At 66.3% G+C, this 12,298-nt stretch carries 12 protein-coding genes; 7 read left to right on the forward strand and 5 right to left on the reverse strand.

Going from position 1 to position 12,298, the window contains the following annotated elements; all coding sequences use genetic code 11:
- A partial coding sequence (locus ACQ3DC_RS14955; RefSeq protein ID WP_430752609.1) for an amino acid permease occupies window positions 1-1,482 on the forward strand: 1,482 nt, incomplete at its 5' end.
- A gap of 107 nt (window positions 1,483-1,589) precedes the next feature.
- Here ACQ3DC_RS14955 and ggt read toward each other — a convergent pair.
- The gene (ggt, locus tag ACQ3DC_RS14960; protein ID WP_430752610.1) at window positions 1,590-3,428 is read right to left on the reverse strand and encodes a gamma-glutamyltransferase; all 1,839 of its coding nucleotides are present in this window, start codon (window positions 3,426-3,428) and stop codon (window positions 1,590-1,592) included.
- A gap of 182 nt (window positions 3,429-3,610) precedes the next feature.
- On the opposite strand from ggt, the gene ACQ3DC_RS14965 reads away from it, so the two are divergent.
- From ACQ3DC_RS14965 to ACQ3DC_RS14980, 4 genes are all read left to right on the forward strand, one after another.
- On the forward strand, window positions 3,611-4,558 hold the full coding sequence (locus ACQ3DC_RS14965) for an L-lactate dehydrogenase (RefSeq protein WP_323058029.1): 948 nt from the start codon (window positions 3,611-3,613) through the stop codon (window positions 4,556-4,558).
- Window positions 4,559-4,722: 164 nt separating this feature from the next.
- Window positions 4,723-4,971, forward strand: coding sequence for an SCO4226 family nickel-binding protein (locus ACQ3DC_RS14970; protein WP_157240367.1), 249 nt, complete (start codon window positions 4,723-4,725; stop codon window positions 4,969-4,971).
- Window positions 4,972-5,118: 147 nt separating this feature from the next.
- On the forward strand, window positions 5,119-6,435 hold the full coding sequence (locus ACQ3DC_RS14975; RefSeq protein WP_157240365.1) for an ATP-binding protein: 1,317 nt from the start codon (window positions 5,119-5,121) through the stop codon (window positions 6,433-6,435).
- Window positions 6,436-6,444: 9 nt separating this feature from the next.
- A complete protein-coding gene (locus ACQ3DC_RS14980; protein WP_321214734.1) occupies window positions 6,445-7,704 on the forward strand; it encodes a low temperature requirement protein A in 1,260 nt (419 codons plus the stop codon).
- Here the strand turns inward: ACQ3DC_RS14980 and ACQ3DC_RS14985 are convergent.
- Both ACQ3DC_RS14985 and gluQRS read right to left on the reverse strand, forming a co-directional pair.
- Complete coding sequence (locus ACQ3DC_RS14985) at window positions 7,682-8,359, reverse strand: HD domain-containing protein (RefSeq protein WP_321214735.1); 678 nt, start codon at window positions 8,357-8,359, stop codon at window positions 7,682-7,684. The two genes, ACQ3DC_RS14980 and ACQ3DC_RS14985, sit on opposite strands and share 23 nt — an antisense overlap.
- A 9-nt stretch (window positions 8,360-8,368) precedes the next feature.
- On the reverse strand, window positions 8,369-9,250 hold the full coding sequence (gluQRS, locus tag ACQ3DC_RS14990; RefSeq protein ID WP_421094088.1) for a tRNA glutamyl-Q(34) synthetase GluQRS: 882 nt from the start codon (window positions 9,248-9,250) through the stop codon (window positions 8,369-8,371).
- Window positions 9,251-9,577: 327 nt separating this feature from the next.
- Between gluQRS and ACQ3DC_RS14995 the strand changes: the two genes are divergently transcribed.
- The gene (locus tag ACQ3DC_RS14995) at window positions 9,578-10,045 is read left to right on the forward strand and encodes an Lrp/AsnC family transcriptional regulator (protein ID WP_157240358.1); all 468 of its coding nucleotides are present in this window, start codon (window positions 9,578-9,580) and stop codon (window positions 10,043-10,045) included.
- A 15-nt stretch (window positions 10,046-10,060) separates the two neighbouring features.
- On the opposite strand, the gene ACQ3DC_RS15000 is transcribed toward ACQ3DC_RS14995, so the two are convergent.
- Window positions 10,061-10,516, reverse strand: coding sequence for an Lrp/AsnC family transcriptional regulator (locus ACQ3DC_RS15000; RefSeq protein WP_321214737.1), 456 nt, complete (start codon window positions 10,514-10,516; stop codon window positions 10,061-10,063).
- Window positions 10,517-10,621: 105 nt separating this feature from the next.
- Here ACQ3DC_RS15000 and ACQ3DC_RS15005 point away from each other — a divergent pair, with 105 nt between their 5' ends.
- Window positions 10,622-11,269 carry a LysE family translocator gene (locus ACQ3DC_RS15005; RefSeq protein ID WP_321214738.1) on the forward strand — a complete coding sequence of 216 codons (648 nt, stop codon included), beginning with the start codon at window positions 10,622-10,624 and terminating at the stop codon, window positions 11,267-11,269.
- Window positions 11,270-11,275: 6 nt separating this feature from the next.
- Here ACQ3DC_RS15005 and ACQ3DC_RS15010 read toward each other — a convergent pair whose 3' ends face one another.
- Window positions 11,276-12,253: a hypothetical protein gene (locus ACQ3DC_RS15010; RefSeq protein WP_157240353.1), complete on the reverse strand. Its 978-nt coding sequence runs from the start codon at window positions 12,251-12,253 to the stop codon at window positions 11,276-11,278.
- Window positions 12,254-12,298 lie beyond the last annotated feature (45 nt).

The following is a 12,298-nucleotide window of genomic DNA, read 5'->3' on the forward strand; positions in this document are numbered from 1 at the left end:
GACGGCGGGCACGCCCATGCCTCCGAGACCGCCCTGCATGCCGAGGACAAGGGCTACCACAAGAACCTCAAGCCCCGGCAGATCCAGATGATCGCGATCGGCGGTGCGATCGGCACCGGCCTGTTCCTCGGCGCCGGCGGCCGGCTCAACGCCGCGGGCCCGTCCCTGGTCATCGCCTACGCCGTCTGCGGGTTCTTCGCGTTCCTGATCCTGCGCGCCCTGGGCGAACTGGTCCTCCACCGCCCCTCCTCCGGCTCGTTCGTCTCCTACGCCCGTGAATTCTTCGGCGAAAAAGCCGCCTTCGTCTCCGGCTGGTTCTACTGGATCAACTGGGCCACCACCACCATCGTGGACATCACCGCCGCAGCCCTCTACATGAACTTCTTCGGCAACTACATCCCCTGGATGGCAGCCGTCCCGCAATGGGCCTGGGCACTGACCGCCCTGATCGTGGTCCTGGCCCTGAACCTCGTCTCCGTGAAGGTCTTCGGCGAAATGGAATTCTGGTTCGCCCTGATCAAGGTCGCCGCCCTGGTCATCTTCCTCATCGCCGGCACCTACTTCGTCATCTTCGGCACCCCCGTGGACGGCCAGCAAGTCGGCCTGAGCCTCCTCTCGGACAACGGCGGCATCTTCCCCAACGGCCTGCTCCCCATGATCATCCTCATGCAGGGCGTCCTCTTCGCCTACGCCTCCATCGAACTCGTCGGCACCGCCGCCGGCGAAACCGAAAACCCCGAAAAGATCATGCCCAAAGCCATCAACTCCGTGGTCTTCCGCATCGCCGTGTTCTACGTCGGCTCCGTCATCCTCCTGGCCCTGCTGCTGCCCTACACCTCCTACGAAAAGGGCGTCAGCCCCTTCGTCACGTTCTTCGGCTCCATCGGCATCCAGGGCGTGGACGTCATCATGAACCTCGTCGTCCTCACCGCAGCCCTGTCCTCCCTCAACGCCGGCCTCTACTCCACCGGACGCATCCTGCGCTCCATGTCCGTCAACGGCTCCGCCCCGCGCTTCGCCTCCCGCATGAACAAAGCAGGCGTCCCCTACGGCGGCATCGCCATCACCGCCGGCGTCTCCCTCCTGGGCGTCCCCCTGAACTACCTCGTCCCCGCCCAGGCCTTCGAAATCGTCCTCAACGTCGCCTCCGTGGGCATCATCATGACCTGGGCAACCATCGTCCTGTGCCAGATCCAGCTCAAACGCTGGGCAGACAAAGGCTGGCTCGAACGCCCCTCCTTCCGCATGATCGGCGCCCCCTACACCGGCTACCTCTCCCTGCTCTTCCTGGTGGGCGTGCTCGTGATGGTCTTCATCGACTCCCCCCTCACCATGCTCGTCACCGCCATCGCCTCCGCCCTCATGGTCGTCGGCTGGTACGCCTGCCGCACCCGCATCCGCGAAATCGCCGAAACCCGCGAAGGCTTTACCGGCCTCTCCCCCGTCATCGCCAACCCGCCGGCGGCCGCCTTCAAGAAGTAAGCCACCGTCCTTTACGTCCGACGGCGGCACGCAGGTTCTGGAGCTGCAGAACCTGTGTGCCGCCGTCGCGGTTTAAAGCTCGACGCTTGAGGCGGCCGGCGGACCAGTTACTTGGCGGGATCCACCACCATCGCCGATCCGCCGCCGCGCCTTGCCGGCTCGGCCGCGGCGACCACCAGTCCGTCATCCAGGAACTCAATCGCCGTGGCGGCGCCAATTTCTGCCGCCGAGGTTCCGGGGGCGCCCGCTGCCACAAGCTTGTGCTTGTACGTCGACGCCAGGACGGGCCCGTACGCATCGATGAAGGCCTGTTCAGCCACAACATTTTCCGTGTTCCGCTGGGTGCCGCGGGGAGCAGCCAGGGCCTCCGAGATGGTCATCCCCAGGTCAATACGGTTGATGAGCGTCTGCAGGACGGTGGTGATGATGGTGGAACCGCCCGGCGAGCCGAGTGCCACGAAAGGTTCGCCCTCTTTCAGGACGATGGTGGGCGACATGGACGAGCGGGGCCGCTTGCCCGGCTGGATCCGGTTGGGATCCGTTTCGCTGTACACCACCGAGAAGTCCGTGAGCTCGTTGTTGAGGATGAATCCCCGGCCGGGAACCACGATGCCGGAACCGCCGGTCTGCTCGATGGTGAGGGTGTACTCCACCACGTTGCCCCACTTGTCTGAAACGGTCAGGTTGGTGGTGGAGATGTTCTCGGTGTCCTTCTCATCGGCGAGCGCTGCCGGCTTCACCGGGCACACGCCGTCGTACGACGTGACGTCTCCGGCGGTCTGCAGCGGCTTGACGGCCGCCGCCAGCGGATTGATCTCGCAGGCCCGTTCCTTGCCGAACACCGGGTCCAGGAGCGCATTCGTGGGAACGTCCACAAAGGCGGGATCGCCGACGTACTTGGCGCGGTCCGCGAAGGCAAGCGCGCTGGCTTCGAGGTAGTGGTGCAGCACCTTGGGCACGTCAGCCTTCAGGGACGGAAGATCGAACACCTCCAGGATGTTCAACGCCTCACCCACCGTGGTTCCTCCACTGCTGGACGGGGCCATCCCATAGACGTCGTAGCCGCGGTAGTTCACATGGGTGGGCTCCTGGTCCAGCGCCTCGTAGTCCTTGAGGTCCTTGGTGGTCATGACCCCCGCCGGGCCGGGCAGGGCGGAACCGGGAACCATCGGCGGGTTCTGGACTGTCTCCGCGATCTCCTTCGCAAGGGGACCTCTATAGAAGGCCTTCATGCCCTTCTTGGCCAGGAGCTGGTAGGTATCGGCGAGGCCGGGATTCTTGAAGATTGTCCCCACGGCCGGTGCGTCGCCACCCGGCAGGAAGAGCTCACTGGTGGATGTGAAGGGCTGGAACCGGTCCTTGTTGTCCAGCGTCTGCTGCTGGAATGTGGCGTCTACAACAAAGCCCCTGGTGGCAACCTCGATGGCCGGTTCAAGGGCCTCCTCCAGGCTGACGCTCCCCCAGCGCTCGAGTGCGCGTTCCCATGTGGCAGGCGTGCCGGGCACGCCCACTGACATGCCGCTCGTGGCCTGCTTGCGGAACGGGTATGCCGCACCCGTGGCAGGGTCAATGAATGCATCCCGGGGCATGGCGGCCGGGGCCGTCTCGCGGCCGTCGATGGTGCTGACTTTGCCGCTGTCAGCGTCGTAGTACACAAAGTAGCCGCCGCCGCCGATACCGGCACTGTACGGCTCCGTGACTCCCAGGGTGGCTGCTGCCGCGACGGCGGCGTCGACGGCGTTGCCGCCCTCGCGGAGGACTTCGATGGCCGCCGCCGAGGCTTCAGGGTCCACGGTGCTGACCGCACCGCCGTAGCCGGTGGCCACGGGTTGTTTTTGGGTTTGCCGCTCGTCAGCGGAAGCGGCGGGGCTCATGATGGCGCCGGTGGTCACGCTCATCGCCAGCGCTGCGGTTACGGCAGCGAGCCGGCGTCCCGGATATGGCATGGTTGCTCCTGAATGGGTGTGGGTGAGGTGGGTCACACGCTACTCCTCGGGCATGACACTCTCAACGGTGCCGGCCACGCTCTTGCCCCGCAGGCTGCCGCGCTCGGTAGCATGAAAGCCATTGCGGGCAGCAGGACCACCAGCGCCGGCGCGCCACAGGGCCGGGGAAGACGAGGTACTCCATGTCAGGATCGAAACTCGCCATCGTCGGCGCGGGGAGCGTCGGCACCTCCCTGGCGTACGCCGCCCTCATCCGCGGTTCAGCCGGCAGCATCGCCCTGTTCGACGTCAACGCCGCCAAGGCCGACGCCGAAGTCCTGGACCTCGCCCACGGCACCCAGTTCGCTGCTGCCGCTGCGTCCGTGACCGGCGGCGGTGACATCGCCGTGACGGAGGGTGCGGACGTCGTCGTCATCACCGCCGGGGCCAAGCAGGCGCCGGGCCAGACGCGCCTGGACCTGGCCGGAACCAACGTCCGGATCCTGGAAGACCTCATGCCGCGGCTGCTCGAGCGCTCCCCGGACGCCGTCTACGTCCTGGTCACCAATCCCTGCGATGTGCTCACGGTGGCAGCGCAGCAAATCTCCGGACTTCCAACGGGACGCATCTTTTCGTCAGGAACCGTCCTGGACACCTCCCGGCTGCGGTGGCTGCTGGCACGCCGTGCCGGCGTGGCCGTGGCCAGCGTCCACGCCAGCATTATTGGCGAGCACGGAGATACGGAGTTCCCGGCCTGGTCCACCGCCACCATCGGCCCCATCCCGGTCCGCGACTGGAAGGTGGACGGCGAGCGCGTCTTCACCCCCGATTACCTTGCCGAAACGGCACGCGAAGTGACGCAGGCGGCCTACAAGGTCATTGCCGGAAAGGGCGCAACCAACTACGCCATCGGCCTCTCCGGCGCACGCATCGTGGAAGCGCTCCTTCGGGACGAGAACGCGGTGCTGCCCGTGTCCACGGTCCTGGCGGGACAGCACGGAATCTCAGGGGTGGCGCTCTCCCTGCCGAGCATCGTGGGACGCGGCGGCGTCCGCACCGTCCTCGAAATGCCCATGGACGACGGTGAAGTGGCGGCCCTGCAGCATTCCGCGGATACCCTCCGGAACACGCTGGGCACCCTGGGGATCTGAGGGATCTGACCGGCCTGCCCCCTCCCTGTCCTCCAAGAGGCCCTCGTGCCAGAGGCATTCTTTGAGTCAACACGTCCACCCTGTTGACGGCCCGCGGGCTTAGGTCTAGCCTCGGGCACATCCTGCTGTTTCAACGATGAACCTAGTTAAGGAGCACAGCCAGCATGCCGGAATTCATGGACGTCCACCACAATATGGTCGGAATCACCAAGGAGGCCCTCCAGGAGGCCCACAACGCGGACCTTGCCATCCAAGGCGACGAGAGCGTTGACTTCAAATCGGCCTGGGCCGATCCCGAATCAGGTTATGTCTACTGCCTGTCAGAAGCCCCCTCTGCTGACGCTGTGCGTCGTATCCATGAGCGCGCGGGCCACCCCGCAGACGAAGTACATCCTGTTCCGATCAAGGTCTGACCACTGGCCCGTTGGCCGCCATGTAATGCAACGTCCCCGCAACCCTTCGTCGCGGGCTGATCGCCTATGCTCAGCAGAGCGCTTTACCTTGCTGCTCTGTGCAAGCCAGCGACGCAGTTCAACGACGAACCACCCGGGAGACACGGCATGACCAACTGGCGGATCAGGGACTTCCACTCGGCGGACCTGGACGGGATCCTTCACCTGTGGGAGACCCTCAAAGCGAACAATGTGGAACCCGTCTATGCCCTCTCCGAGGTGCTGGCTTCCTGTGAGAAGGACCATGCCGTGGTGGCGGTGCAGGGCGAGCAGGTGGTGGGCGCCGCGGTCGGACGCGCCGCCCACGACCAGGGCTGGATTGTCTTCCTGGCAACGCTGCCCGAGTACCGCGGCCGGGGCATCGGCACCTCGCTGCTCGCCGCCGTCGAAAACCGGATGGCGCCCCACGGCCTGAACAAGCTCTCGGCCCTCATGCCGGAATCGGAAACCCGGGTGGAGGCATTCCTCAGCCGGGGCTTCGCGTTGAAGAAGAACCTGCGCTACTTCGAGCGCACCATTCCCGTCCAGCGGCAGGAACTCGGCGCGCTGGGCCAGCTCGGCGGGCGTGTGCTGGCGCGGGACCTGTGGGAAAACGTGGCGGGCATGCGCAAGGAGAAGGAACTGCTGGAACGCCGCCTGGTCCTTCCCCTGGCCGAGGCCGATCTAGCCGATGAATTCGGCGTAGTGCCGCCGCGCGCCGTCGTGCTCTTCGGCCCGCCCGGCACCGGCAAGACCACCTTCGCCAAGGCCATCGCCTCCCGCCTGGAATGGCCCTTCGTTGAGGTGTTCCCCTCCCGGCTCGCGGCCGACCCGCAGGGCCTGGCCGGGGCACTGCGCGAAACATTCCTGGAAATCGCCGAGCTGGAGCACGCCGTGGTGTTCATCGACGAGGTGGAAGAGATCGCCGCCCAGCGCTCGGGCGAGCCGCCGTCACCCCTGCAGGGCGTCACCAACGAGCTCCTCAAGATCATCCCGGCCTTCCGCGAACAGCCCGGCCGGCTGCTGGTGTGCGCCACCAACTTTATCCGCGCCCTGGATTCCGCCTTCCTGCGGCACGGCCGGTTCGACTACGTAATTCCTATCGGGCTGCCGGACCGGCAGGCCCGCGAAGCCATGTGGCAGCGCTTCATCCCTGCCCCCGTGGTGGACGCCGTGGACGTGGAGTTGCTGGTGGACAAAACCGAAGGCTTCTCCCCCGCGGATATCGAGTATGCGGCCCGCAGCGCGTCCCAGCGTGCGCTGGAAAAAGCAGTGTACGACGACGGCGGGCTGGCTTCCGGCGGCACGGCCTCTGTCCGCGAGGCGGTCCGGAAGGGGCCCTCCACGCAGGATTACCTCGACGCCATCGCCGACACCCGGACCACCGTCAGCGCCGAGGTGCACCAGGACTTCCTGGAGGACATCGACGCTTTGGGGCGCGTGTAGCTTTTATTTATGTCCTCCAACCCCCTCCGTCATGCCATGGCGCGGATGGGCGGCCGCGACCCGCATGAGAAGCACCGCGCCGCCACCCCGCTTGAGCTCTTCTTCGACCTGACGTTTGTGATCGCGTTCGGTGTGGCAGGCAGCCAGTTTGCCCATGAAATCGCGGCAGCCCACGTCGTCCCCGGCCTGTTGGGGTTCTCCTTCGCGATGTTCGCCGTGGTCTGGGCATGGATCAACTTCACCTGGTTTGCCAGCGCCTACGACACCGATGACTGGATCTTCCGGGTGGTCACCATGGTCCAGATCGTGGGTGTCCTGATCCTCGCCATGGGCATTGAGCCCATGTTCCACTCGCTGGTGGAGGGCAAGCACGTGGACAACGCGGTGATTGTGGGCGGCTACGTGATCATGCGGCTGGCACTGGTGTCGCAGTGGCTCCGGGCCGCGCGGCAGGATCCGGCCCGCCGTGAGACCTGCCTGCGGTACGCCAGATACCTGGCCCTGGTGCAGCTCGGGTGGATCGCCGTGCTTTTCATCGAGGCGGACGTTTTGACCTCGTTCCTCATGATCGTCCCGCTGGTTGCCCTGGAGATGGCCACCCCCTTCGCCGCCGAACGGAAAACCAGGACCCCTTGGCACGCACACCACATTGCCGAACGGTACGGGCTGCTGGCGATCATTGCCTTGGGCGAATGCCTGATCGGCGCCATTGAAACGCTTCGGGCCATCGTGGCCAACCACGGCTGGAGTGTTGATGCGGCGCTGGTGGGCTTCGGCGGCACGGCCCTGGCGTTTGCCATGTGGTGGATCTACTTCATGCTGCCGGCCGGACGCGCCCTGCACCTGCGCCGGCACCGGTCGTTCCTCTTCGGCTACGGCCACATCCCCGTTTTCGCCGCCATCGCAGCCACCGGCGCCGGCCTCCACGTGGCCGCCTACTATATTGACCACGAGGCCCGGATCAGCGCCGCCGCGGCCGTGGCCAGCATTGCCATTCCGGTGGCACTGTTCAAGGGCTCCATAACATGGCTGTACAGCGTCATGGTGGGAGCAGACCGCACCGTGATCACTGTGGCCGGCGGCGTACTGGCAGCAATGGCTGCTGCCGTTGGCCTGGCCGCGGCGGGCGCCTCAGTCCCCGTCAGCCTCTTCGTGATTGTGCTGGCGCTCGGCGCCTCTATCGTGATCGACGAACGCCACGGCTCCGAACGGCTACACCTTGCCCTTCAGAAGCTGGAGGCAGGAACTACCGCTCCCCGGAGGGCGTAGCGCCGGGAGCCTCCCTTTCCTCTGCGTCCGCCTGCCGAGCAGCCCCGCCGGCGGCATCCGGCTCCTCATAGGACAGGTTCTCGTAGTCCGTGGTGTCATCCTCATCCAACTGGTCGTCGAATTCCGCCAGCAGCCACGGATTCACCCGGGCCAGGATCTTCCGCACCTCGTCAACCTCGACGGCGGCATAGAGTACCGGGCGGGCGTCACGGTATTTGGTGACCGGCGGCTTGTCCGGCCACTTCTCGGCCAGCGCCTGGACGCGCTCAGGCAGCGAGTTGTGCGCGTTATCCGCAATCTTGACCAAGGCAGCGTCATGGTCCTCGGCGATCTCGCGGATGACGGCCTGGTAGTCGTCCGGGTTGCTGTGCAGGCGGCTGGTGACCCGTTCAATGATCTGCACGGCCCGGTCGGAGACGCCCATGTCCAGCAGGGCCTGCCTGGTCATTGGGGTGTCCTCGGCAATGTCGTGGAGATAGCCTGCGATGCGGATGTCGTCGTCAAAATCAGCTAGAGCGTCCCCCACCGCCAGTACGTGGTCCTTGTAGGGCCGCTTCAGTTTGTCCTTCTGGCGGTTGTGCGCCACCTCGGCCAGCACCTTGGCCGTCTCGGGTGTGAAACTGCTGGCGGGCGGTTGTTCCGTGGTTTCTGGCATGACTCCAGCCTACGGGCCGGACCAAACCCAAGGCGCTTTGGGCAGGGCAGCCGGATCAAATGCGGCCAACGCCGTGGACAGCGGACCCGAAGGCAGGCCAAGGGACTCCAGCAGCCGGTCCCGCACGGCGGCCGCATCCACACCCAACGCCGCAAGGTCTGCAAGCGTAACCGCACCGTCGCGCTTTGCCAGCCTGGCGCCGTCCTTATTCACCACCAGCGGCACGTGGGCATATTCCGGAGAAGGAATATTCAGCAGCGACGCCAGATACGCCTGGCGGGGAGTGGAGGGCAGGAGGTCGTCGCCGCGGACCACCTGGTCGATGCCCTGCTCGGCATCGTCGACCACCACGGCGAGGTTATAGGCGGTCACTCCATCGTTGCGGCGCAGCACGAAATCATCCACTATTCCGGTGAACTCCCCATGCAGCACATCATGTACGCGGTACTCCGCGACGTCGGCACGCAGGCGGATGGCAGCGGGGCGGGTGGAGCGCTTGAATTCCCGCTCTGCCGGGCCGAGGTTCCGGCACGTCCCCGGGTACGCCCCCTGGGGCGCGTGCGGAGCGGACGGGGCCTCCTGGATTTCCCTGCGGGTGCAGAAGCACTCGTAGGTGAGGCCTGCATCCTGCAGCCTGGAGATCGCCGCGGCATAAAGGGTTCCGCGGCCCGTCTGGTGGACGATGCCGCCGTCCCAGGTCACGCCGACGGCTGTCAGGTCGCGCAGCTGCACCGCCTCCGCACCTGCCCTCGCACGGTCCAGGTCCTCCACTCGGAGGAGGAACCTCCGGCCGGTGGAGCGGGCAAACAGCCACGCAAGGACGGCCGTCCGGAGGTTGCCTACATGCAGCTCGCCGGAGGGACTGGGGGCAAAGCGGCCGGCTGGGGTCATGGATCAACACTATGCGGGCGGCGCGATGTCGGGGACAGCACAAGAGCCCCTCAGCTACCGATGACTTTCGGGAATCCGACGCCGGTAGCTCAGGGGCTCTTGCCGTGTATGCAGAGTGACCATAGTGTGAACAAGAGTCAATCAGGGCAGTCTCCTTGCGGGAAACGATGTTCCGCCGTCCGGGTGGTGTGCCGGGAAGCGGTAGCCTACGGGGCCGGCGGTAGCCTGACCGTTGCCAACATTTGACCAGCAGACCTACAGTTGGTGCAACCGGCAGGCGCGTTATTGATCAGTTTGACCACCCGCCGCCCCCCGAACCGACAGGAAATGATCAGATTGCAGCAACTGGACTCCACCGACAAGCGGATCCTGAGGGCCCTGGACGAGGATCCCCGCGTTCCCATCATGGTGCTGGCCCAGCGGCTGGGGCTGGCCCGGGGCACGGTGCAGTCCCGGCTCGAGCGGATGTCCTCATCCGGGGCATTAAGGCCCAACAGCAGCAGGGTGGTTCCCGGAGCGCTCGGGCGCGGGGTGGCGGCGGCCGTCAGTGCCGAACTGGACCAGAGCCACCTCAACGAGGCCATTGCCGCCCTCCGTGAAATTCCGGAAGTCCTGGAATGCCACGCGCCGGCCGGCGACACCGACCTCCTCATCCGGGTGGTGGCCACCAGTCCGGACGACCTCTACCGCGTGTCGGAGGAAATCAGGCTCTGCCCCGGCATTGTGCGCACCTCCACCAGCATGTTCCTGCGCGAGGTCATCCCCTACCGCACCACCGGGCTGCTCAGGGACTAGCAGCAGTCCGGCGCGCTACACCGGGGGTCCAGCGTTGGACTTCAGGTTCTTCATCACCAGCGTGGACGTCAGGCGCTCAACGCCGGGCAGGGACGTAAGCTCGGCGTCGTAGAAACGCTGGTACGCGGGCAGGTCCTCGGCGATGACCTTGAGCAGGTAATCAGGCGAGCCGAAGAGGCGCTGGGCCTCCACGATGTTGGGGTCCTCCGCCACGCGGCTCTCGAAAATCGCCATGGTGGCCTGGTCCACCTGGCGCAGCGTGACAAAAACAATCGCTTCAAACCCCAGCCCCACGGCGGCAGGATCGATGTCCGCCTTGTAGCCCCGGATGACGCCCGATTTTTCCAGGTCCCGGAGCCGCCGGTGGCACGGCGCCACAGTCAAGCCCACCTTGGCGGCGAGCGCGGTGGCCGTCATCCTGCCGTCCTCCTTGAGGTAACGCAAGATATTTCTGTCGATATGGTCTATCACGCAAGAATCTTACATTCTTGGTGCTTTAGCGGGCGAAAAAGGACAGCACTTCCGGAGCCGAAGTATCTAGGGTTTCTTCTGTCGGACCTCGTGGCAGGAGAAAGAATGAACCCGGAGCTGTTTTTGGCCTTTGTGCTGGTGGCGGCCGCCTTGGCCTGCACGCCCGGGGTGGACTGGGCGTACTCCATCGCGGCGGGCCTCCGGCAGCGCAGCTTCGTCCCCGCGGTGGCAGGGCTGTGCGGCGGGTACGTGCTCCACACGGTCCTGCTGGTGGCGGGATTGGCTGCCGTCCTGACGGGAGCGCCCGGGGTGTTGGGCTGGATAACCCTGGCCGGCGCCGGCTACCTGATGTGGCTGGGCATCAACACGCTGCGCTCCTGGCGCGGGGCGAGTTTCACGGCCGGGCCGGGCCGTGACGGCCAGACGCGGCTCCGCACCTTCCTGCAGGGTATGGGCACCAGCGGCATCAACCCCAAGGGCCTGCTTTTCTATGTGGCGCTCGTCCCCCAGTTCGTGAGCGCAGAGGCGCCGCTGCCCGTACCGGTGCAGTCCGGCCTGCTGGGCATGACCTTCGTGCTGCTCGCGGGACTCGTGTACACCGCCGTCGCGTTGCTGTCCCGCACCCTGCTGCAAAGCCGGCCGGGCGCCGCCCGCACGGTGACGCTCGCCAGCGGGGTGATCATGGTGGCCCTGGGCGTGGTGCTGCTGGGTGAACAGCTGCTGCCGGTGCTCGCCGGCCCGGCCGCCGGCTAGGCCGGGCTATTCGTCGCTGAGCCGTTTCCAGTCCTGTTCCCAGATCCGGCGCATCTCTTCGTCCTTGCGGATGGGCACGGGTGCGGCGATCTCCTTCTGCGGCACCGGGTCCTCGCGGCGACGCCCCCAGTCGCGCGGGTTGAGCGAGCGCCTGCTGGAATCCAGCACGAGCAGTGCGCGGTCCGTGAGGGCGTCATTGCGCAGCACCATATGGGTCTTGCGCCGGCGCAGCACCTCGGCGATCGCCTGGTGGGCAGCCTCCAGCCGGCCTTCCCTGCGCAGGGCGCGGGCCCGGACCAGCAGCAACGCTGCCGAGAGGTCGTCCGCGTTCAGGAGGCCTTCGGTCCAGTCGATCACCGTACGGCTGCGGCCCAGGCTCAGCGCCAGCGAGCAGCGCGCCAATGCCATGGGGAGCGACGGCGGCAGTCCGCCCAGTGCGTCCAGTGCGGCTTCGGCGCGGCCCGTCTCGCGCAGTGCATGGGCGAGTGCCAGGAACACCGACTCCTCGCTGAAGAGGACCGGCACCTCCACGCGTTCGGCGAGTTCGATCCGGGTCACAATCCGCGTCAGGTACGTGGACGAGTAGCGGTTGGCGTCGTCGTCGTTCCTGGTGGTCAGCCCGCGCTGCAGCAGTTCCGAAGCCCGGAGGTAGCCGCCGTGCTTGTAGACGAGGAGGCCTGACATCAGGTAGCAGATCCCGGCCCAGCCGGGATAGGCACGCGCCAGGGTGATCAGCCGTTCGGGCTCCCGGCTGGTGAAGATGGCCTCGTGGACTATTTTGGCGGGCTTGGGCAGCATCCGCTTGAGCCGGGGGATCTCCCCGTCCACAGACAGCAGGGCCGGGTGGCGTCCACCCAGCACGCCGCTGAGAATGTCGCCCACTCCCCCGGCAAGTTCATGGACCGGCGTGCGCAGCTGCGGCTGCCCGAAGGGGGTGAGGTCCCGGCTGTCCCAGTAGATCGGTGCAGTATCCCCGGCGGTCATCTTTCCATGCTAACCGGCGGCTGCCCCGCGCGGATGCCGCCAGCG

Origin of the sequence: Paenarthrobacter sp. NEAU-H11 (genome assembly GCF_050573415.1) — a bacterium.
Taxonomy (GTDB): Bacteria; Actinomycetota; Actinomycetes; order Actinomycetales; family Micrococcaceae; genus Arthrobacter.